We start from the raw sequence: 20,794 nt of genomic DNA, 5'->3' as shown, positions 1-20,794 counted from the left end.
TCCATGTCATCCGCGCCCGGCGGCCCGACCCGTAACGTGTCCCTCACCCATCATCGAAAGCGAGGCACGCACCGATGTCCGAGCACAGCCCGCTCGACCTGGCCGAGGGCGACCCCTTCGGCCCGCACAACCTCCCGTACGGCGTCTTCACCACCGCCGACGAGCCGGGCCGCCGCCGGCTCGGCGTCCGGATCGGGGCCCACGTGCTGGACGCGGGGGCCGCGGCACACGCGCTCGGCTCCCCGTACGCCTCCCTGCTGGCGCAGCCGAGCCTCGACCCGCTGCTCGCCGCCGGCCGGACCGCCTGGCGGGACGTCCGCCGCGCGCTGACGGCCTGGGTGACGGTCCCGGCGCACCGCCCGGAGATCGAGCCGCTGCTGCACCCGCTGGACGCGGTGACGCTGCACCTGCCGTACACGGTCGCGGACTACGTGGACTTCTACGCGAGCGAGCACCACGCCACCAACGTGGGCCGCATGTTCCGCCCGGACGGCGAGCCGCTGACGCCCAACTGGAAGCACCTGCCGATCGGTTACCACGGGCGCGCGGGCACCGTCGTCGTCTCGGGCACCGACGTCGTGCGCCCCTCGGGCCAGCGGAAGGCGCCCGCCGACGCGGCGCCGGTCTTCGGCCCGTCGGTGAAGCTGGACATCGAGGCGGAGGTCGGCTTCCTCGTCGGCACCCCGTCGGAGCTCGGCCGTCCGGTGCCGCTCGGCTCCTTCCGGGACCACGTGTTCGGCCTGACGCTGCTGAACGACTGGTCGGCGCGGGACGTGCAGGCGTGGGAGTACGTGCCGCTCGGCCCCTTCCTCGGCAAGTCCTTCCAGACCTCGGTGTCGGCGTGGGTGACGCCCCTGGAGGCCCTGGACGCGGCCCGCACCGCCCCGCCGGCCCGGGACTTCCCCCTCCTGCCCTACCTGGACGACGCGGCGGAGGAGGAGCCCGGCGGCTTCGACGTGCGGATCACGGTGGAGATCAACGGCGAGGCCGTGGCGGAGCCGCCGTTCTCCACCATGTACTGGACGGCCGCGCAGCAGCTCGCCCACATGACGGTGAACGGCGCCTCGCTGCGCACCGGCGACCTCTACGGCTCCGGCACGGTCTCCGGCCCCGAGGTGGGCCAGCGCGGCTCGCTCCTCGAACTGACCTGGAACGGCCGCGACGCCATCGAGCTGGAGGGCGGCAAGCGGACGTTCCTGGAGGACGGCGACGAGGTCGTGCTGACCGCGTGGGCACCCGGCCCGGACGGCACCCGGGTGGGGCTGGGCGAGGTCCGGGGCCGGATCGCCCCCGCCGTCTAGCCCACCCGCCAGAGGGCGGGGACGTTCGGCGGCTCCCAGCCGCCCATGGCGGTGTGGGCCTGGAGACAGACGTAGCCCACACCGCCGTAGGTGACCCTGTCCCCCGCCGCGTACGCCCGTCCGGCGGTCCAGGTGCCGCCGGGCGGGGCGGTCGTGGTGGTGGCCGTCGGCGTCGGCCCCGGGTTCTGCGGCACGTCGATGACGAAGTCGAAGGCCGCCTCGCGGCCCCCGGAACCGTCGCGGACGGTCATCAGCAGCCGCGGGTCGAAGATCGTGTCGGTGTTGTTCCGGGGCTCGTTCGGGAAGTACAGCTGGGTCGTGAGGATCGGCCGGCCCGGTGCCTGGACCTTGACGTGGATGTGGCGGGTGCGGCCCGGGTAGAGGCCGGGGACTATCGTCGTGAGCTTGAACGAGCCGTCGGCGCCGGTGAACTGGTGGCCTCGGAACTTGAAGCCGGTGTTGTCGTAGGCGCCGTTGTTGTCGGCCTGCCAGAAGTCCAGCAGGACCCCCGAGACGGGCCGGCAGGCCCGCCCGAAGACGTACCCGCCGACCGTCAGCCGGGTGCCGGTGCCGTCCGGCATGCTGCTGCGCAGCGGGGAGTTGGGCTTGAAGTAGGGGCCCTCCATCTGCGGCAGGGTCAGGTCGTCGCCGTCGTCGCACTCCGGCGTGAGGTCGAGCGGCGCCTCGCCGCCGCTCAGCGTCCGGGCGAGCGCGGGAACGCCCATGAGTACGGCGGGGGCGGCCATGCCGGCCGCGAGCGCGGCCCGCAGCACCGCCTTGCGGCTGACGTGCCCGGTGCTGGTGTTGCTCTCGCTGTCCATGTGCCTGGCTCCTCAGGTGGGGGCTGGGATCGGCACGAACCTACGAGCCCCCGGCACCGCCTTCGAGGGACGGAACGGGGTGGTCGTGGTGTTTTCTGAAGCCGCCCGGACTCCGCCCGACCTCCCGCCGGAAGAAGCGGCAGAAGTAGGCGGGATCCTCGAAGCCCACCCGTGCGGCGACCTGCCGCACCGACAGCGAGGTGGCCACCAGCAGCCGCTGCGCCTCGCGCACCCGGGCCTCCCGCAGCAGGGCGGCCGGCGTCCGCCCGGTGGCCTGGCGCACGACCTCGGTGAGGTGTCCCGGGGTGACGCCCAGCCGCTCGGCGCACTCCCGCACCGGGACCCCGGCGACGCCGGCGGCGGGGGCGAGCCGCAGGAACTCCTCGGCGAGCCCCCGCGGCGGCGCCACGACCCGCCCGCCCGGCACCCGGACGGCCCGCACGAGCAGCACGTGCAGCAGGGACCGCAGCACCCCGGCGAAGCCGTCGTCCCCGCTCCGGTACTCCTCGGCGAGCTCCTCCATCAGCCGCGAGGTCCGCGCGTGGGCGGCCTCGTCGAGGTCCGCCCAGGGCCGCTCGCCGAGCCGCCGCAGCAGATCGAGGTCGTCGGCCCCGTCGACGAGGAACTCGGGGGTGAACAGCACGAGCGAGCCCTCCAGGCCCCGCACGCCCTCCCAGTGGTGCACCTGCCCCGGCAGGATCACCCCCAGCTGCGGCGGCCGCACGGCGTACCGCCCGGTGTCGATCACGTGCACGCCGCTGCCCTCGACGACGTGGACGATCTCGTAGAAGGTGTGCCGGTGCGGGTAGTCGGCCCGCGACATGGGCCCCATGGCGTCGAAGCCGCCCGCGGCGAAGGGCACCTGCTCGGGCAGGCGCAGCTCCAGCCGGTGCACCGGCGGCTCCCCGTCCCGGGGCGCGGCGCAGGGCGTCCCCGGTAAGACCGTCGTCCCTCGCACGGCTTCCCCTCCCGACAGGTACAGACCATTAGGGCTCTCCACGATCCCACGCGGACCCCGCCCTGTCAGGGCCCGCGCCCGCCCGGAGGCGGACGCGCGGAAGGGCCCGGCTCGCCCCCGAGCCGGGCCCTTCCGCCTGACGCGCCTACCGTACGAAGACGCCGGCCTGTCCCGCCAGGTCCAGGAAGTACTGCGGCGCGAAACCGAGGAGCAGGGTGACGACCACGCCCGTCGTGATGGTGAGCGTCGTCAGCACCGAGGGCACGGCGACCGTGGGGCCGTCCGCCTTCGGCTCGCTGAAGAACATGAGCACGATCACCCGGATGTAGAAGAACGCGGCGATCGCCGAGGCGAGCACGCCGACCACGACCAGCGCGCCCGCGCCGCCCTCCGCCGCCGCCTTGAACACCGCGAACTTGCCGGAGAAGCCGGAGGTCAGCGGGATGCCGGCGAAGGCGAGCAGGAAGACCGCGAAGACGGCCGCGACGAGCGGCGAACGGCGCCCGAGGCCGGCCCACTTGGAGAGGTGGGTGGCCTCGCCGCCCGCGTCCCGCACCAGCGTGACGACGGCGAAGGCGCCGATCGTGACGAAGGAGTAGGCGCCCAGGTAGAAGAGGACCGACGAGATGCCGCTCGGCGTGGCGGCGATGACGCCCGCGAGCAGGAAGCCCGCGTGCGCGATCGACGAGTAGGCCAGGAGGCGCTTGATGTCGGTCTGGGTGATGGCGACGACCGCGCCGCCCAGCATCGTCACGATGGCGACGCCCCACATGACCGGCCGCCAGTCCCAGGTGAGGCCGGGGAGGACGACGTACAGCAGGCGGAGCAGGGCGCCGAAGGCGGCGACCTTGGTGGCGGCGGCCATGAAGCCGGTCACCGGGGTCGGGGCGCCCTGGTAGACGTCCGGGGTCCACATGTGGAACGGGACGGCGCCGACCTTGAAGAGCAGGCCCATGAGGAGCAGGGCGAAGCCGATCAGGAGGAGGGCGTCGTTGCCCATGGTGTCGGCGAGCGCGGGGTTCACCGAGGAGACGGAGCCGTCGACGACGCCGGCGATCGTGGCGTAGGAGACGGAGCCCGCGTAGCCGTAGAGCAGGGCGATCCCGAAGAGCAGGAAGGCCGAGGAGAAGGCGCCGAGGAGGAAGTACTTGAGCGCCGCCTCCTGCGACAGCAGCCGCTTGCGGCGGGCCAGGGCGCAGAGCAGGTACAGCGGGAGGGAGAAGACCTCCAGGGCGATGAAGAGGGTCAGGAGGTCGTTGGCCGCCGGGAAGACCAGCATGCCGGCGACCGCGAAGAGCGCCAGCGGGAAGACCTCGGTGGTGGTGAAGCCCGCCTTGACGGCGGCCTTCTCGTGGTCGCCGCCGGGCACGGCGGCGGCCTCGGCGGCGAAGGAGTCGACCTGGTGGCCGTGGTCGGCCGGGTCGAGCCTGCGCTCGGCGAAGGTGAACACGGCGACGATCGAGGCGAGCAGGATCGTGCCCTGGAGGAACAGGGCGGGTCCGTCGACGGCGATGGCGCCCATGGCCGCGATGCGGGCCTTGGTGGTGCCGTAGCCGCCGGCCGCGAGGCCGACGACGGCGGCGAACGAGGCCGCGAGGGCGGCCACGGAGAGGAAGAGCTGGCTGAAGTAGCGGCCCTTGCGGGGCACGAAGGCCTCGACGAGGACGCTGAGGACCGCCGCGCCGACCACGATCAGGACCGGGGCGAGCTGGGTGTACTCGATCTTCGGCGCCGGGATCTTGTTCAGCGGCTCGGCGGCCGTCGTCCACAGGCTGTGGACAGCGAGGGCGTTCACTTGGCCGCCTCCACGTTCTGGACGGGAACTTCGGGCTGGGGGTCGGTCCGCTGCACGTCCGACATCGTGTGCCGGACCGCCGGGTCGACCACGTCCGTCAGCGGCTTCGGGAAGACGCCGAGGAAGAGCAGGACGGCGATGAGGGGGGCGACCACCGCCAGCTCGCGCGGCCGCAGGTCCGGCATCGACCGCACCTCCTCCTTCACCGGCCCGGTCATCGTCCGCTGGTAGAGGACGAGGACGTAGAGCGCGGCGAGGACGATGCCGGTGGTGGCGACGATCCCGGCCACCGGGTAGCGGGCGAAGGTGCCCACCAGGACCAGGAACTCACTGACGAACGGCGCCAGTCCGGGCAGCGACAGCGTCGCCAGACCGCCGATGAGGAAGGTGCCGGCGAGGACCGGGGCGACCTTCTGCACACCGCCGTAGTCGGCGATGAGCCGCGAGCCGCGCCGGGTGATGAGGAAGCCGGCGACCAGCATCAGGGCGGCCGTGGAGATGCCGTGGTTGACCATGTAGAGCGTGGCGCCCGACTGGCCCTGGGTGGTCATCGCGAAGATGCCCATGATGATGAAGCCGAAGTGGGAGATCGACGCGTAGGCGACCAGGCGCTTGATGTCCCGCTGGCCGACCGCGACCAGCGCCCCGTACACGATGCTGATGAGCGCGAGGACGATGATCGCGGGGGTGGCCCACTTGCTCGCCTCGGGGAAGAGGCCGAGGCAGAAGCGGAGCATCGCGAAGGTGCCGACCTTGTCGACCACCGCGGTGATGAGGACGGCGACCGGGGCGGTCGCCTCCCCCATCGCGTTCGGCAGCCAGGTGTGCAGCGGCCACAGCGGCGCCTTCACCGCGAAGGCGAAGAAGAAGCCGAGGAAGAGCCACCGCTCGGTGCTGGTCGCCATCTCCAGCGAGCCGTTGGCCCGCGCCTCGGCGATCTCGGTGAGCGAGAAGTTCCCCGCGACCGTGTAGAGGCCGATGACGGCGGCCAGCATGATGAGGCCGCCGACCAGGTTGTAGAGCAGGAACTTGACCGCCGCGTAGGAGCGCTGCGCCGCCGCGTTCTCGTCGGAGCCGCTGTGCGCGCGGTCGCCGAAGCCGCCGATGAGGAAGTACATCGGGATGAGCATGGCTTCGAAGAGGATGTAGAAGAGGAAGACGTCGGTGGCCTCGAAGGAGAGGATCACCATCGCCTCGACCATGAGGATCAGGGCGAAGAAGCCCTGCGTCGGCCGCCACCTCTTCGAGGAGGTCTCCAGCGGGTCGGCGTCGTGCCAGCCCGCCAGGACGATGAAGGGGATCAGCAGCGCGGTCAGCGCGATCAGCGCCACCCCGATGCCGTCGACGCCCAGCTCGTACCGGACGCCGAAGTCCCGGATCCAGGAGTGGGACTCGACCAGCTGGTAGCGGTCGCCGCCCGGCTCGAAGCGGGCGAAGACGATCCCGGCGAGCACCAGGGTGACCAGCGAGACGATCAGCGCCAGCCACTTGGCGGCGGTGCGGCGGGCGGCGGGCACGGCGGCGGTGAGGATCGCACCGACCGCCGGCACCGCTGCCGTCGCCGTAAGGAGCGGGAAGGACATCGGGTTACACCGCCCTCATCAGCAGGGTCGCGGCGATGAGGACCGCCGTACCGCCGAACATGGAGACCGCGTACGAGCGGACGTAGCCGTTCTGGAGCTTGCGCAGGCGGCCGGAGAGACCGCCGACGCCGGCCGCCGTGCCGTTGACCACGCCGTCCACCAGGGAGTGGTCGACGTAGACCAGCGAGCGGGTCAGGTGGGTGCCGCCGGTGACGAAGACGGCGTGGTTGAAGTCGTCCTGGAGCAGGTCGCGGCGGGCGGCCCGGGTGAGCAGCGAGCCGCGCGGGGCGACCACCGGCACGGGCCGGCGGCCGTACTGGAGGTAGGCGATGCCGACGCCGATCACCATGACGGCGACGGTGGCCGAGGTGATGGCCCCGGCGCTGATCGGCGGGTGGCCGTGCTCGAAGGCGGTGACGGGCTCCAGCCAGGTCACGAACCGGTCGCCGATGCCGAAGACGCCGCCCGCGAAGACCGACCCGAAGGCCAGCAGGACCATCGGGATCGTCATGGACTTCGGGGACTCGTGCGGGTGCGGCTCGCGGCCCTCCGCGTCCGGCTGCCAGCGCTTCTCGCCGAAGAAGGTCATCAGCATCACGCGGGTCATGTAGTACGCGGTGATGGCGGCGCCCAGCAGGGTGACCGCGCCGAGGATCCAGCCCTCGGTGCCGCCCTTGGCGAAGGCCGCCTCGATGATCTTGTCCTTGGAGAAGAAGCCGGACAGGCCCGGGAAGCCGATGATGGCGAGGTAGCCGAGGCCGAAGGTGACGAAGGTGACCGGCATGTACTTCCGCAGGCCGCCGTACTTCCTCATGTCGACCTCGTCGTTCATGCCGTGCATGACCGAGCCGGCGCCGAGGAAGAGCCCGGCCTTGAAGAAGCCGTGCGTCACCAGGTGCATGATCGCGAAGGCGTAGCCGATGGGGCCGAGGCCGGCCGCCAGGATCATGTAGCCGATCTGCGACATCGTCGACCCGGCGAGGGCCTTCTTGATGTCGTCCTTCGCGCAACCGACGATCGCACCGAAGAGCAGCGTGACCGCGCCGACGACGGTGACGACGAGCTGCGCGTCCGGCGCCGCGTTGAAGATGTCGGCGGAGCGGACGATCAGGTAGACGCCGGCGGTGACCATGGTCGCCGCGTGGATGAGGGCCGAGACCGGGGTCGGGCCCTCCATCGCGTCCCCGAGCCAGGACTGCAGCGGCACCTGGGCCGACTTGCCGCAGGCCGCCAGGAGCAGCATCAGGCCGATCGCCGTCAGCTTGCCCTCGGACGTCTCGCCGGCCGACTCCAGGACGGGGCCGAAGGCGAAGGTGCCGAAGGTGGTGAACATCAGCATGATCGCGATCGACAGGCCGATGTCGCCGACCCGGTTGACCAGGAAGGCCTTCTTCGCGGCGGTGGCCGCGCTCGGCTTGTGCTGCCAGAAGCCGATCAGGAGGTACGAGGCGAGGCCGACGCCCTCCCAGCCGAAGTACAGCAGCAGGTAGTTGTCCGCGAGGACCAGCAGCAGCATCGCCGCGACGAAGAGGTTCAGGTAGCCGAAGAAGCGGCGGCGCCGCTCGTCGTGCTCCATGTACCCGATCGAGTAGACGTGGATGAGCGTGCCCACGCCGGTGATCAGCAGGACGAAGGTCATCGACAGCTGGTCGAGCTGGAAGGCGATGTCCGCCTGGAAGCCCCCGACGGGGATCCAGGAGAAGAGGTGCTGGTACATCGCCCGGTCGTCGGCGCTCCTGCCGAGCATGTCGGCGAAGAGCACCAGGCCGATGACGAAGGACGAGGCCGCCAGGAGCGTGCCGAGCCAGTGCCCGATCTTGTCGAGCCGGCGGCCGCCGCACAGCAGGACGGCCGCTCCGAGCAGGGGCGCCGCGATGAGCAGCGCAATCAGGTTGTCCACGGTTCAGCCCCTCACAGCTTCATCAGGCCGGCGTCGTCGACCGAGGCCGAGTGGCGTGATCGGAAGACGGAGACGATGATCGCGAGCCCGACGACGACCTCCGCGGCGGCCACCACCATCGTGAAGAAGGCGACGATCTGGCCGTCCAGGTTGCCGTGCATCCGGGAGAAGGTGACGAACGCGAGGTTGCAGGCGTTGAGCATCAGCTCCACGCACATGAAGACCACGATCGCGTTCCGCCGGATGAGCACGCCGACCGCACCGATGGTGAACAACAGGGCGGCGAGATAAAGGTAGTTGACGGGGTTCACCGCGAGGCCTCCTCTCCGTCACGGGCCTCGTCCCGGTCGCGGCCGAGCCGCTCCGACGAGCGCTGCTCCAGGGCCTTGAGATCGGCGAGCGCCTCCCCCGACACGTCCCGCACCTGGCCCCGCTGGCGCAGCGTCGAGATGACGGTGAGCTCGGACGGGGTGCCGTCGGGCAGCAGGCCGGGGACGTCCACCGCGTTGTGCCGGGCGTAGACGCCGGGGGCGGGGAGCGGCGGCAGGTGCTTGCCCTCGCGGACGCGCTGCTCGGCCAGCTCGCGCTGGGTCCGGGCCCGCTCGGTGCGCTCCCGGTGGGTGAGGAGCATCGCGCCGACGGACGCGGTGATCAGCAGGGCGCCGGTGATCTCGAAGGCGAAGACGTACTTGGTGAAGATGAGGGCCGCCAGGCCCTCCACGTTCCCGCCGTGGGCCGCGTTCGCCGCGCCGAGGCCGGCGAACTCGGTCAGCGCCGCGTTCCCGATCCCGGCGAAGAGCAGGACGCCGAAGCCGAGGCCGCAGGCGGCGGCCCACCAGCGCTGGCCCTTGATGGTCTCCTTCAGCGAGTCCGCGGCCGTGACGCCGACCAGCATGACGACGAAGAGGAAGAGCATCATGATCGCGCCGGTGTAGACGACGATCTGCACGATGCCGAGGAAGTACGCGCCGTTGGCCAGGTAGAAGACCGCGAGGACGATCATCGTGCCGGCCAGGCAGAGGGCCGAGTGCACGGCCTTCTTCATGAGGATGGTGCACAGCGCGCCGATGACGGCGACGGTGCCGAGCACCCAGAACTGGAACGCCTCGCCGGTCGAGGTCGTGTAGGCGGCGAGCGCGCTCATCGGCCGGCCGCCTTCTCCGACGCGGGCTCGTCCTCGCCGAAGGTCGACGCGCCCTCCTGCGGAGCCTCCCCCTTGGACACGGCGGCCTGGGGGACCGTACCGGGCGCGGCCTCGACGACGAGGCCCCGGTAGTAGTCCTGCTCGGTCATGCCCGGGAAGATCGCGTGCGGGGTGTCGACCATGCGGTCGTCGAGGCCCGCGAGGAGCTGCTCCTTGGTGTAGATGAGGTTCTCGCGGGAGGAGTCGGCCAGCTCGAACTCGTTGGTCATCGTGAGCGCGCGGGTGGGGCACGCCTCGATGCACAGCCCGCACAGGATGCAGCGGGCGTAGTTGATCTGGTAGACGCGGCCGTACCGCTCGCCGGGCGAGTAGCGCTCCTCGTCCGTGTTGTCCGCGCCCTCCACGTAGATGGCGTCGGCGGGACAGGCCCAGGCGCACAGCTCGCAGCCGACGCACTTCTCCAGCCCGTCCGGGTGGCGGTTGAGCTGGTGCCGGCCGTGGAAGCGGGGTGCCGTGGTCTTCTGCTGCTCCGGGTACTGCTCGGTCAGCCGCTTCTTGAACATGGCCTTGAAGGTCACGCCGAAGCCGGCCACCGGATTCTGGAAGTCAGACACGGTCCGTCCCCCTTTCGTCACTCTCGGTAGCGGTATCGGGGCCACCACTGACCACGAGGTCCCGCTGGTGTCGGGGCCTGCGCCGGGGCACGGGCGGCAGGGACTCGCCGGGCTTGGGCGGTACGGGGAAACCGCCGGCCATCGGGTCGAAGGGCCGCTCGGCGGCGGGCCCGGCACCCGGGTCCTCCTTCTTCCGGTCGCGGTAGAAGTCGGCGAGGAAGGAGAGCAGCAGCACCACCAGGACCGCACCGGCCACGTACAGCACGATGTCGGTGAAGGCGATGTTCTCGTTGCGCAGCGCCCGGACGGTGGCGACCAGCATCAGCCAGACCACCGAGACCGGGATGAGCACCTTCCAGCCGAGCTTCATCAGCTGGTCGTAGCGGACCCGGGGCAGGGTGCCGCGCAGCCAGATGAAGAAGAAGAGCAGCAGCTGCACCTTGAGGACGAACCACAGCATCGGCCACCAGCCGTGGTTGGCGCCCTCCCAGAAGGTGGAGATCGGGTACGGGGCCCGCCAGCCGCCCAGGAAGAGCGTCACCGACACCGCGGAGACCGTCACCATGTTCACGTACTCGGCGAGCATGAACATCGCGAACTTGATCGACGAGTACTCGGTGTTGAAGCCGCCGACGAGGTCGCCCTCGGACTCCGGCATGTCGAAGGGGGCGCGGTTGGTCTCGCCGACCATCGTCACGATGTAGATGAGGAACGACACCGGCAGCAGGATCACGAACCAGCGGTCCTGCTGGGCCTCGACGATCGCCGAGGTCGACATCGACCCCGAGTAGAGGAAGACCGAGGCGAAGGCGGCGCCCATGGCGATCTCGTACGAGATCATCTGCGCGCAGGAGCGGAGGCCGCCGAGGAGCGGGTACGTGGAGCCGGACGACCAGCCGGCGAGCACGATGCCGTAGATGCCGACCGAGGCGACCGCGAGGATGTAGAGCATCGCGATCGGCAGGTCGGTCAGCTGCATCGTGGTGCGCTGGCCGAAGATCGACACCTCGTTGCCGGCCGGGCCGAAGGGGATCACCGCGATCGCCATGAAGGCGGGGACGGCGGCGACGATCGGGGCCAGGACGTAGACGACCTTGTCGGCCCGCTTGACGATCACGTCCTCCTTCAGCATCAGCTTGATGCCGTCCGCGAGGGACTGGAGGAGGCCCCAGGGGCCGTGCCGGTTGGGGCCGATGCGCAGCTGCATCCAGGCGACGACCTTGCGCTCCCACACGATGGAGAAGAGCACGGTCACCATCAGGAACGCGAAGCAGAAGACGGCCTTGACCAGGACGAGCCACCAGGGGTCCGTCCCGAACAGGGAGAGGTCTTCGGCTGCGAGGAGCGTGTTCACGCCTGCGCCTCCTTCGGGGTCGCCGGGCCGATGCGGACCAGGTCGCCGGGGCGGGCTCCGGTGCCGGCGAGGACGCCGTGGCCGGCCGAGTTCAGCGGCAGCCAGACGACCCGGTCGGGCATCTCGGTGACCTGGAGCGGGAAGGCCACCGCGCCGGCGGGACCGGTCACCTCCAGCAGGTCGCCGTCCTTGACGCCGGTGTCGGCGGCGGTGGCGGCGGAGAGCCGGGCGACCGCCGCGTGGCGGGTGCCGGCCAGGGCGGTGTCGCCCTCCTGGAGGCGGCCGAGGTCGAGCAGCAGCCGGTGGCCGGCGAGGACGGCCTCGTCGTCGCCGGGCCGGGGGGCCGGGACGGCGTGCGCGGTGGGCTCGGAGGCCCGCTCCTCGGTCCAGCGGCCGAGCCGGTCCAGCTCGCGCCGGGCCGCCTTGAGGTCGGGCAGGGCGAGGTGGACGTCGAGCGCGTCGGCCAGCATGTGCAGGACGCGGGCGTCGCTCGGGGCGAGCGGCCGGGTCATCTGCTCGGGCTTGAGCGCGGCCTCGAACATCCGCACCCTGCCCTCCCAGTTGAGGAAGGTGCCGGGCTTCTCGGCGACCGCGGCGACCGGCAGGACGACGTCGGCGCGCTCGGTGACCGCGCCGGGGCGCAGCTCCAGGGAGACGACGAAGGCCGCGTCGAGGGCCTCGCGCGCGCGGGCCGGGTCGGGCAGGTCGTCGACGCCGACGCCGCCGACGAGGAGTCCGGCGAGCTCGCCGGAGGCCGCGGCCTCCAGGATCTGGCCGGTGTCGCGCCCGTAGCCGTGCGGGAGTTCGCGGACGCCCCAGGCTGCGGCGACCTCCTCGCGCGCGCGGGGGTCGGTCGCGGGCCGGCCGCCGGGCAGCAGGCTCGGCAGCGCGCCGGCCTCGATCGCGCCGCGCTCGCCGGCCCGGCGCGGGATCCACACCAGCTTCGCGCCGGTGGCGGCGGAGGCGCGGAGCGCGGCGGTCAGCGCGCCGGGGACTCCGGCGAGCCGCTCGCCGACGGCGATGACGGCGCCCGCCTGGCGCAGGGCCTCGGAGGCCGCCCAGCCGGTGGAGTCCAGGCCGACCCGGGAGGTGAGGGCGTCGAGCCACTCGGTCTCGGTGCCGGGGGCGGCGGGCAGCAGGGTGCCGCCGGCCTTCTCCAGGCCGCGGGTGGCGTGGGTGGCGACCGCGTACGTCTTCTGCCCGTGCTTGCGCCAGGCCTTGCGGAGCCGCAGGAAGACGCCGGGGGCCTCCTCCTCGGACTCCAGGCCGACGAGCAGCACCGTCGGCGCGGCTTCGAGGGTCGTGTAGGTGACCCCCGAGCCGTCCAGGTCGCGGCCGCGCCCCGCCACGTACGCGGCGAGGAAGTCGGCCTCCTCGCCGGAGTGGATCCGGGCCCGGAAGTCGACGTCGTTGGTGTCGAGGGCGACGCGGGCGAACTTGGCGTACGCGTAGGCGTCCTCGACGGTGAGCCGGCCGCCGGCGAGGACGCCGGCGCGGCCGCGGCCGAGTCCGCGGGCGGCGGCCTCCAGCGCCTCGGGCCAGGAGGCCGGTTCGAGGACGCCGTCGGCGTTGCGCACCAGGGGGGTCGTCAGCCGGTCGCGCTGCTGCGCGTACCGGAAGGCGAACCGGCCCTTGTCGCAGATCCACTCCTCGTTGACCTCGGGGTCGTTCTGCGCCAGGCGGCGCATGACCTTGCCGCGCCGGTGGTCGGTGCGGGTGGCGCAGCCGCCGGCGCAGTGCTCGCACACCGAGGGCGACGACACCAGGTCGAAGGGGCGGGAGCGGAAGCGGTAGGCGGCGGAGGTGAGGGCGCCGACCGGGCAGATCTGGATGGTGTTGCCGGAGAAGTACGACACGAAGGGGTCGCCCTCGCCGGTGCCGACCTGCTGGAGGGCGCCGCGCTCGACGAGCTCGATCATCGGGTCGCCGGCGACCTGGTGGGAGAAGCGGGTGCAGCGGGCGCAGAGCACGCACCGCTCGCGGTCGAGCAGCACCTGGGTGGAGATCGGCACCGGCTTCTCGTAGGTGCGCTTGACGCCCTCGAAGCGGGACTCGGCCTGCCCGTGGGACATGGCCTGGTTCTGCAGGGGGCACTCGCCGCCCTTGTCGCAGACCGGGCAGTCCAGCGGGTGGTTGATGAGCAGCAGCTCCATCACGCCGTGCTGGGCCTTCTCGGCGACCGGCGACGTCAGCTGCGACCTGACGACCATGCCGTCGGTGCAGGTGATGGTGCAGGAGGCCATCGGCTTGCGCTGGCCCTCGACCTCGACGATGCACTGGCGGCAGGCGCCGGCGGGGTCGAGGAGGGGGTGGTCGCAGAAGCGGGGGATCTCGATGCCGAGCTGCTCGGCGGCGCGGATGACCAGGGTCCCCTTGGGGACGGAGATCTCCGCGCCGTCGATGGTCAGCGTGACGAGATCCTCCGGCGGTACGGCCGGGCTTCCGCCGCCCGCCGGGGTGGACGCGGTGACGGTCATGCGGTCACCTCCTTGTGGTTGTCCGCCCAGGCGGTCGACTTGGCCGGGTCGAAGGGGCAGCCCTTGCCCGTGATGTGCTGCTCGTACTCCTCGCGGAAGTACTTGAGCGAGGAGAAGATCGGCGAGGCGGCGCCGTCGCCGAGGGCGCAGAACGACTTGCCGTTGATGTTGTCGGCGATGTCGCCCAGCTTGTCGAGGTCGGCCATCTCGCCCCGGCCTGCCTCGATGTCGCGGAGGAGCTGGACGAGCCAGTAGGTGCCCTCGCGGCAGGGGGTGCACTTGCCGCAGGACTCGTGGGCGTAGAACTCGGTCCAGCGGGTGACGGCCCGGACCACGCAGGTGGTCTCGTCGAAGCACTGGAGGGCCTTGGTGCCGAGCATGGAGCCGGCGGCGCCGACGCCCTCGTAGTCGAGCGGCACGTCGAGGTGCTCGTCGGTGAACATCGGGGTGGAGGAGCCGCCGGGGGTCCAGAACTTGAGCCGGTGCCCGGGGCGCATCCCGCCGCTCATGTCGAGGAGCTGGCGCAGGGTGATGCCGAGGGGGGCCTCGTACTGGCCGGGCGAGGCGACGTGCCCGCTGAGCGAGTAGAGCGTGAAGCCCGGGGACTTCTCGCTGCCCATCGAGGTGAACCACTCCTTGCCGCGGTGGAGGATCGCGGGAACGGAGGCGATGGACTCGACGTTGTTCACCACGGTGGGGCAGGCGTAGAGGCCGGCGACCGCGGGGAAGGGGGGCCGCAGCCGGGGCTGGCCGCGGCGGCCTTCGAGCGAGTCGAGGAGGGCGGTCTCCTCGCCGCAGATGTACGCGCCGGCGCCGGCGTGCACGGTGAGTTCGACGTCGAGCCCGCTGCCGAGGACGTTCCTGCCGAGGTAGCCGGCCCGGTAGGCCTCGCGGACCGCCTCGTGGAGGCGGCGGAGGACGGGGACGACCTCGCCGCGCAGGTAGATGAAGGCGTGGCTGGAGCGGATCGCGTAGCAGGCGATCACGATGCCCTCGATGAGGGAGTGCGGGTTGGCGAAGAGGAGGGGGATGTCCTTGCAGGTGCCGGGCTCGGACTCGTCGGCGTTGACGACGAGGTAGTGCGGCTTGCCGTCGCCCTGCGGGATGAACTGCCACTTCATGCCGGTGGGGAAGCCGGCGCCGCCGCGTCCGCGGAGACCGGATTCCTTCACGTAGGCGATGAGGTCGTCGGGGCTCATCGCGAGGGCCTTGCGCAGGCCGCGGTAGCCGTCGTGGCGCTCGTACGTCTCCAGGGTCCAGGAGTCGGGCTGGTCCCAGAAGGCGGAGAGCACCGGGGAGAGGAGCTTCTCGGGACTGCTGCTGTTGATCTCGGCGGCCAACGTCATCACGCTCCCTCCTGACCGGCTGCCTCGCCGCGCGGGTGGACGATTCGGGTCTGCGGGGCCTCGCCCTTGGCCAGGCGGAGGCCGACCAGCGAGGCGGGGCCGGCACCGCCGGTGGCCGCGACGGCGCCGGGGCGCTCGTCGGGGAAGCCGGCGAGGATCCGGGCGGTCTCCTTGAAGGTGCACAGGGGGGCGCCGCGGGTGGGTTCGACGGTGCGGCCCTCGCGGAGGTCGTCGACCATCTTCTTGGCCGACTCCGGGGTCTGGTTGTCGAAGAACTCCCAGTTGACCATCACGACGGGGGCGAAGTCGCAGGCCGCGTTGCACTCGATGTGCTCGAGCGTGATCCTGCCGTCCGCGGTGGTCTCGTCGTTGCCGACGCCGAGGTGCTCCTTGAGCTCCTCGAAGATGGCGTCGCCGCCCATGACCGCGCAGAGCGTGTTGGTGCAGACGCCGACCTGGTAGTCGCCGGACGGCTTGCGGCGGTACATCGTGTAGAAGGTGGCGACCGCGGTGACCTCGGCGGTGGTCAGGCCGAGCGTGTCGGCGCAGAACTGCATGCCGGTACGGGTCACGTGGCCCTCCTCCGACTGCACGAGGTGCAGCATCGGCAGGAGCGCGGAGCGGGAGTCCGGGTAGCGGTCGATGATCGCCTTCGCGTCCTCCTCCAGCCGGGCCCGGACGTCGTCCGGGTAGGCGGGGGCGGGAAGCTGGGGCATCCCGAGGCTGACGTTCTCCGTCATCGGTCGACGCCTCCCATCACGGGGTCGATGGAGGCGACGGCGACGATGACGTCGGCGACCTGGCCGCCCTCGCACATCGCGGCCATGGCCTGGAGGTTGGTGAAGGACGGGTCGCGGAAGTGGACCCGGAAGGGGCGGGTGCCGCCGTCGGAGACGACGTGCACGCCGAGCTCGCCCTTGGGGGACTCGACGGCCGCGTAGGCCTGGCCGGCCGGGACCCGGAAGCCCTCGGTGACCAGCTTGAAGTGGTGGATCAGGGCCTCCATGGAGGTGCCCATGATCTTCTTGATGTGGTCGAGGGAGTTGCCGAGGCCGTCGGGGCCGAGGGCGAGCTGCGCGGGCCAGGCGATCTTCTTGTCGCCGACCATGACCGGGCCGGGCTCCAGGCGGTCGAGGCACTGCTCGACGATCCGCAGCGACTGGCGCATCTCCTCCAGGCGGACGAGGAAGCGCCCGTAGGAGTCGCAGGTGTCGGCGGTGGGGACCTCGAAGTCGTAGTTCTCGTAGCCGCAGTACGGGTCGGTCTTCCGCAGGTCGTGCGGGAGGCCCGCCGACCGGAGGATCGGTCCGGTGGCTCCGAGGGCCATGCAGCCGGTGAGGTCGAGGTAGCCGACGTCCTGCATGCGGGCCTTGAAGATGGGGTTGCCGGTGGCGAGCTTGTCGTACTCCGGCAGGTTCTTCTTCATGGTCTTCACGAACTCGCGCACGGCGTCGACGCCGCCGGGCGGGAGGTCCTGGGCGAGGCCGCCGGGCCGGATGTAGGCGTGGTTCATGCGCAGGCCGGTGATCAGCTCGTACAGGTCCAGGATCATCTCGCGGTCCCGGAAGCCGTAGATCATGATCGTGGTGGCGCCGAGCTCCATGCCGCCGGTGGCGATGCAGACCAGGTGCGAGGAGAGCCGGTTGAGCTCCATGAGGAGGACCCGGATGACGCTGGCCCGGTCGGGGATGTCGTCGGTGATGCCGAGCAGCTTCTCCACGCCGAGGCAGTACGCCGTCTCGTTGTAGAACGAGGTGAGGTAGTCCATGCGCGTGACGAAGGTGGTGCCCTGCGTCCAGGTCCGGTACTCGAGGTTCTTCTCGATGCCGGTGTGGAGGTAGCCGATGCCGCAGCGGGCCTCGGTGACGGTCTCGCCGTCGATCTCCAGGATGAGCCGGAGCACGCCGTGGGTGGACGGGTGCTGCGGGCCCATGTTGACGACGATCCGCTCGTCGTCGGCCTTCGCGGCGGACCGGACGACCTCGTCCCAGTCGCCGCCGGTGACCGTGTAGACGGTGCCCTCGGTGGTCTCGCGGGGGCTTGATGCGGTGTTCACGAGTACGACCTCCGCTGGTCCGGAGCCGGGATCTGGGCGCCCTTGTACTCGACGGCGATGCCGCCGAGCGGATAGTCCTTGCGCTGCGGGTGGCCCTGCCAGTCGTCCGGCATCATGATCCGGGTGAGGGCCTGGTGGCCTTCGAAGACGATCCCGAAGAAGTCGTAGGTCTCGCGCTCGTGCCAGTCGTTCGTCGGGTAGACGGCGGTGAGCGAGGGGATCCGCGGGTCGTGGTCGGGGGCCGAGACCTCCAGCCGGATCAGCCGCCCGTGGGTGAGCGAGCGCAGGTGGTAGACGGCGTGCAGCTCGCGGCCCTTGTCGCCCGGGTAGTGGACGCCGGAGACGCCGGTGCAGAGCTCGAAGCGGAGCGCCGGGTCGTCGCGCAGGGTGCGGGCGACGCGGACGAGGTGCTCGCGCTCGATGTGGAAGGTGAGCTCGCCCCGGTCGACGACCGTCTTCTCGATGGCGTTCTCGGGGACGAGCCCCTGCTCCTCCAGGGCGCCTTCGAGCTCGTCGGCGACCTCGTCGAACCAGCCGCCGTAGGGGCGGGCGGCCGCGCCGGGGAGCCGGATGGAGCGGACGAGGCCGCCGTAGCCGGAGGTGTCGCCGCCGTTGTTCGCGCCGAACATGCCGCGCTGGAGCCGTACCTCCTCCCCGTGTTCTCCGCGCTGCCCGGGCAGGTTCTGCTCGGACAGCTCCTTCTCGGGGTTCGGGGTCTCGTCGCTCATCGTGCGGTCCCGTTCCCTTCTCCGCCCGCGCGGCGCAGGGGCGCGGCTTTCGTCGTCGACTGCGGCCCGGTGGCCGCGTGTGCGTCGGTCACCGCAGCAGACCCTTCATCTCGATGGTGGGCAGCGCCTTGAGCGCCGCCTCCTCCGCCTCGCGGGCCGCCTCCTCGGCGTTGACGCCGAGCTTGGAGCCCTGGATCTTCTGGTGGAGCTTGAGGATCGCGTCCATCAGCATCTCCGGGCGGGGCGGGCAGCCGGGGAGGTAGATGTCGACCGGCACGATGTGGTCGACGCCCTGCACGATCGCGTAGTTGTTGAACATGCCGCCCGACGAGGCGCAGACGCCCATGGAGATGACCCACTTGGGGTTGGGCATCTGGTCGTAGACCTGCCGCAGGACGGGTGCCATCTTCTGGCTGACCCGGCCGGCGACGATCATGAGGTCGGCCTGGCGCGGCGAGCCGCGGAAGACCTCCATGCCGAAGCGGGCGAGGTCGTAGCGGCCGGCGCCGGTCGTCATCATCTCGATGGCGCAGCAGGCGAGGCCGAAGGTCGCGGGGAAGACGGAGGCCTTCCGGACCCAGCCCGCGGCCTGCTCGACGGTGGTCAGCAGGAAACCGCTGGGCAGCTTCTCTTCGAGTCCCATGGGTGCTCCTCAGCCCCTCAGTCCCATTCCAGGCCGCCGCGCCGCCACACGTAGGCGTAGGCGACGAAGACGGTGAGCACGAAGAGCAGCATCTCCACGAGCCCGAAAAGCCCCAGGGCGTCGAAGGTGACCGCCCAGGGGTAGAGGAAGACGATCTCGATGTCGAAGACGATGAAGAGCATCGCCGTCAGGTAGTACTTGATGGGGAAGCGGCCTCCCCCGGCGGGCGTCGGTGTCGGCTCGATGCCGCACTCGTACGCCTCAAGTTTTGCCCTGTTGTACCGCTTTGGCCCGATTAGCGTGGCCATGACCACGGAGAAGATCGCAAACCCCGCACCCAGGGCACCGAGCACGAGGATGGGCGCGTACGCATTCACGCTCCTCGCTCCTTCCAGTCGTCCTTGACCGTTGGACCGCACTGCCGGCTCGCGCACCCCGGGGCGGTCCCGGGGTCCCGGGGTCGCCCGGGAAGATCGCCCCCATGTGAGGCAGTTCACAAGCCTGACGTCCGCGTATCTTAAGCCCGCCCCTCTGTGATCTGCGACACGGGGGTCGCCAACGGATTTGTGATCTCCACCACCTGACGAAGGATCATGAAGCCGGATGAGCGGTGATCTTGTCGCGTGAAGCGCCCAGGTGATCACCAGGTGTGACATTCGGACCGGAAATCGCTGGTCGGAGCGGTGGCGCTCTATCAAGAGATGGACAGTGCAAGCAAATTGGCAGTGGACGCGTCCGGGTGATAAAGGACGCCGGGTCGCCCGTCCGGGGGGCCGGCGGGACGGAAGTGGACGACCCGGGTCCGTGTGCACGCGTTCACGAGACGCCGATGTGACCTGCGTCACTCATCTGACGGCCGAAAAGAACGGGGCTTGGCCATCGGCGTCAAGAGGTGGTAAGCGAAGGGCAATCCGGGCATCTCATCGAAAACCCGTGATCAAGGGCAGAATGAGCCGTGCCCGATTTGCCCGTTACGGCGTCAATAAAGGCGCCGAGGAAGCGGATTGGATGGTTCCGGTCGTAACTGTGGCGCAACCCACGTTTCTTGAAGGGAACCGTGAAGCCCTGATAGCGGTTGTACCCATGTCCCAGACCGCTCACATACCCAGCCACCGGAAGCCCCGCCGCAGCGCCTCGAAGCTCGCGCTCCGCGCCGGAGTTGCCGGTGGTGTCCTCAGCACCATCGCGGTGGCCGGTGCTGCCGGACCGGCGAATGCCGAGCCGGTGACCGAGACCATCGAGATGCCCACGCTGGGCTCGCTCGGCATCGACCTCTCCAGCGCCGTGGCCGCCTCCGCCGAGGCGTCCGAGCAGGAGGCCCTCGACCAGAGCCTCCAGGCCCAGGAGACCGCCGCCCTGCAGAAGGCCGCCCAGGAGGCCAAGAAGGCCAAGGCCGAGGCCGACCGCAAGGCCGAGGCCGAGCGCGCCGAGAAGGCCCGCCAGGCCGCCGAGGCCAAGGCGGAGGCCGAGCGCGCCGCCGCCGAGGCCCGCGCCGCCGCCGAGGCCCGCGCCTCCCGCGACAGCGACCGCACCCGGCTGACCTCCACCTCGGCCTCCGACTCCTCCGGCTCCTCGGACTCCTCCGCGTCGAAGAGCGACTCATCCTCCGAGTCGAACCAGGTCGCCTCCGGCTCCGCCGCCTCGATCGTCGCCTTCGCCCGCGCCCAGGTCGGCGACGCCTACGTCATGGGCGGCACCGGCCCCAACTCGTGGGACTGCTCCGGCCTCGTCCAGGCCGCCTACCGCGCCGCCGGCATCGACCTGCCGCGCATCTCCGGCGACCAGTCCTCCCGGGGCACCTCCGTCTCCCTGAGCAACCTCCAGCCGGGCGACATCCTCTACTGGGGCAGCCGCAGCGGCTCGTACCACGTCGCCATCTACGTCGGCGGCGGCAAGTACGTCGGCGCGCAGAACCCCTCCACCGGTGTCGTCGAGCGCTCCCTCGACTGGGACACCCCCTCGGGCGCCGTCCGGATCCTCTGACCCCGCCCGCACGCCACGAAGGGCCGTCACTCCTCGGGGGAGCGACGGCCCTTCGCCGTGGCCGGGGCCGGGCGAGCCGCCCGGCCCGGGG

Annotated in this window: 18 protein-coding genes; 2 read left to right on the top strand and 16 right to left on the bottom strand. The window is 71.1% G+C overall.

The window, feature by feature from the left end:
- Window positions 1-74 precede the first annotated feature (74 nt).
- A complete protein-coding gene (gene fahA / locus IE287_RS01130) occupies window positions 75-1,301 on the top strand; it encodes a fumarylacetoacetase (protein WP_189846958.1) in 1,227 nt (408 codons plus the stop codon).
- Here the strand turns inward: fahA and IE287_RS01125 are convergent.
- From IE287_RS01125 to IE287_RS01050, 16 genes are all read right to left on the bottom strand, one after another.
- On the bottom strand, window positions 1,298-2,122 hold the full coding sequence (locus tag IE287_RS01125) for a dioxygenase family protein (protein ID WP_189846957.1): 825 nt from the start codon (window positions 2,120-2,122) through the stop codon (window positions 1,298-1,300). The two genes, fahA and IE287_RS01125, sit on opposite strands and share 4 nt — an antisense overlap.
- A 40-nt stretch (window positions 2,123-2,162) precedes the next feature.
- Window positions 2,163-3,080 carry a helix-turn-helix domain-containing protein gene (locus IE287_RS01120; RefSeq protein ID WP_189846956.1) on the bottom strand — a complete coding sequence of 306 codons (918 nt, stop codon included), beginning with the start codon at window positions 3,078-3,080 and terminating at the stop codon, window positions 2,163-2,165.
- Between the two features lie 145 nt (window positions 3,081-3,225).
- A complete protein-coding gene (gene nuoN, locus IE287_RS01115) occupies window positions 3,226-4,875 on the bottom strand; it encodes an NADH-quinone oxidoreductase subunit NuoN (RefSeq protein ID WP_189846955.1) in 1,650 nt (549 codons plus the stop codon).
- Window positions 4,872-6,458 (bottom strand): NADH-quinone oxidoreductase subunit M, encoded by a 1,587-nt coding sequence (locus IE287_RS01110; protein WP_189846954.1) that lies wholly within the window; start codon window positions 6,456-6,458, stop codon window positions 4,872-4,874. The genes nuoN and IE287_RS01110 overlap by 4 nt, the downstream gene beginning before the upstream one ends.
- 4 nt (window positions 6,459-6,462) lie before the next feature.
- Window positions 6,463-8,358, bottom strand: coding sequence for an NADH-quinone oxidoreductase subunit L (nuoL, locus tag IE287_RS01105; protein ID WP_189846953.1), 1,896 nt, complete (start codon window positions 8,356-8,358; stop codon window positions 6,463-6,465).
- A gap of 11 nt (window positions 8,359-8,369) precedes the next feature.
- Window positions 8,370-8,669, bottom strand: a complete 300-nt coding sequence (nuoK, locus tag IE287_RS01100) for an NADH-quinone oxidoreductase subunit NuoK (protein WP_189846952.1) — start codon at window positions 8,667-8,669, stop codon at window positions 8,370-8,372.
- The gene (locus tag IE287_RS01095; protein WP_189846951.1) at window positions 8,666-9,502 is read right to left on the bottom strand and encodes an NADH-quinone oxidoreductase subunit J; all 837 of its coding nucleotides are present in this window, start codon (window positions 9,500-9,502) and stop codon (window positions 8,666-8,668) included. Before IE287_RS01095 ends, nuoK begins: the two co-directional genes overlap by 4 nt.
- Window positions 9,499-10,152, bottom strand: coding sequence for an NADH-quinone oxidoreductase subunit NuoI (gene nuoI / locus IE287_RS01090; RefSeq protein WP_373307789.1), 654 nt, complete (start codon window positions 10,150-10,152; stop codon window positions 9,499-9,501). The genes IE287_RS01095 and nuoI overlap by 4 nt, the downstream gene beginning before the upstream one ends.
- Window positions 10,109-11,470, bottom strand: a complete 1,362-nt coding sequence (gene nuoH / locus IE287_RS01085; protein ID WP_189846949.1) for an NADH-quinone oxidoreductase subunit NuoH — start codon at window positions 11,468-11,470, stop codon at window positions 10,109-10,111. The genes nuoI and nuoH overlap by 44 nt, the downstream gene beginning before the upstream one ends.
- Window positions 11,467-13,947, bottom strand: coding sequence for an NADH-quinone oxidoreductase subunit G (locus IE287_RS01080; protein ID WP_189846948.1), 2,481 nt, complete (start codon window positions 13,945-13,947; stop codon window positions 11,467-11,469). The genes nuoH and IE287_RS01080 overlap by 4 nt, the downstream gene beginning before the upstream one ends.
- Window positions 13,944-15,293: an NADH-quinone oxidoreductase subunit NuoF gene (nuoF, locus tag IE287_RS01075; protein ID WP_189847256.1), complete on the bottom strand. Its 1,350-nt coding sequence runs from the start codon at window positions 15,291-15,293 to the stop codon at window positions 13,944-13,946. The genes IE287_RS01080 and nuoF overlap by 4 nt, the downstream gene beginning before the upstream one ends.
- Window positions 15,293-16,009: an NADH-quinone oxidoreductase subunit NuoE gene (gene nuoE / locus IE287_RS01070; protein ID WP_373307788.1), complete on the bottom strand. Its 717-nt coding sequence runs from the start codon at window positions 16,007-16,009 to the stop codon at window positions 15,293-15,295. The genes nuoF and nuoE overlap by 1 nt, the downstream gene beginning before the upstream one ends.
- A gap of 20 nt (window positions 16,010-16,029) precedes the next feature.
- Window positions 16,030-17,349 carry an NADH-quinone oxidoreductase subunit D gene (locus tag IE287_RS01065; protein ID WP_189846946.1) on the bottom strand — a complete coding sequence of 440 codons (1,320 nt, stop codon included), beginning with the start codon at window positions 17,347-17,349 and terminating at the stop codon, window positions 16,030-16,032.
- Entirely contained in the window at window positions 17,346-18,077 is a 732-nt protein-coding gene (locus IE287_RS01060; RefSeq protein WP_189846945.1) for an NADH-quinone oxidoreductase subunit C, read from the bottom strand. The genes IE287_RS01065 and IE287_RS01060 overlap by 4 nt, the downstream gene beginning before the upstream one ends.
- An 88-nt stretch (window positions 18,078-18,165) precedes the next feature.
- Window positions 18,166-18,720, bottom strand: a complete 555-nt coding sequence (locus IE287_RS01055; protein WP_030494814.1) for a NuoB/complex I 20 kDa subunit family protein — start codon at window positions 18,718-18,720, stop codon at window positions 18,166-18,168.
- A 17-nt stretch (window positions 18,721-18,737) separates the two neighbouring features.
- Entirely contained in the window at window positions 18,738-19,097 is a 360-nt protein-coding gene (locus IE287_RS01050; protein WP_030494815.1) for an NADH-quinone oxidoreductase subunit A, read from the bottom strand.
- A 706-nt stretch (window positions 19,098-19,803) separates the two neighbouring features.
- Between IE287_RS01050 and IE287_RS01045 the strand changes: the two genes are divergently transcribed.
- On the top strand, window positions 19,804-20,703 hold the full coding sequence (locus IE287_RS01045; protein ID WP_189846944.1) for a C40 family peptidase: 900 nt from the start codon (window positions 19,804-19,806) through the stop codon (window positions 20,701-20,703).
- Window positions 20,704-20,794: the final 91 nt, after the last annotated feature.

This window comes from Streptomyces omiyaensis (assembly GCF_014650895.1).
Taxonomy (GTDB): Bacteria; Actinomycetota; Actinomycetes; order Streptomycetales; family Streptomycetaceae; genus Streptomyces; species Streptomyces omiyaensis.
The sequence above is the reverse complement of the archived record's forward strand: the minus strand, read 5'-3'. Positions and strand labels throughout refer to the sequence as shown.

Bases quoted from the DNA above. Each gene is read 5' to 3' on its own strand.
- fahA (WP_189846958.1), top strand. From the start codon at position 75: ATGTCCGAGCACAGCCCGCTCGACCTGGCCGAGGGCGACCCCTTCGGC.
- IE287_RS01125 (WP_189846957.1), bottom strand. From the start codon at position 2,122: ATGGACAGCGAGAGCAACACCAGCACCGGGCACGTCAGCCGCAAGGCG.
- IE287_RS01110 (WP_189846954.1), bottom strand. From the start codon at position 6,458: ATGTCCTTCCCGCTCCTTACGGCGACGGCAGCGGTGCCGGCGGTCGGT.
- IE287_RS01095 (WP_189846951.1), bottom strand. From the start codon at position 9,502: ATGAGCGCGCTCGCCGCCTACACGACCTCGACCGGCGAGGCGTTCCAG.
- IE287_RS01080 (WP_189846948.1), bottom strand. From the start codon at position 13,947: ATGACCGTCACCGCGTCCACCCCGGCGGGCGGCGGAAGCCCGGCCGTA.
- nuoF (WP_189847256.1), bottom strand. From the start codon at position 15,293: ATGACGTTGGCCGCCGAGATCAACAGCAGCAGTCCCGAGAAGCTCCTC.
- nuoE (WP_373307788.1), bottom strand. From the start codon at position 16,009: ATGCCCCAGCTTCCCGCCCCCGCCTACCCGGACGACGTCCGGGCCCGG.
- IE287_RS01060 (WP_189846945.1), bottom strand. From the start codon at position 18,077: ATGAGCGACGAGACCCCGAACCCCGAGAAGGAGCTGTCCGAGCAGAAC.
- IE287_RS01055 (WP_030494814.1), bottom strand. From the start codon at position 18,720: ATGGGACTCGAAGAGAAGCTGCCCAGCGGTTTCCTGCTGACCACCGTC.
- IE287_RS01045 (WP_189846944.1), top strand. From the start codon at position 19,804: ATGTCCCAGACCGCTCACATACCCAGCCACCGGAAGCCCCGCCGCAGC.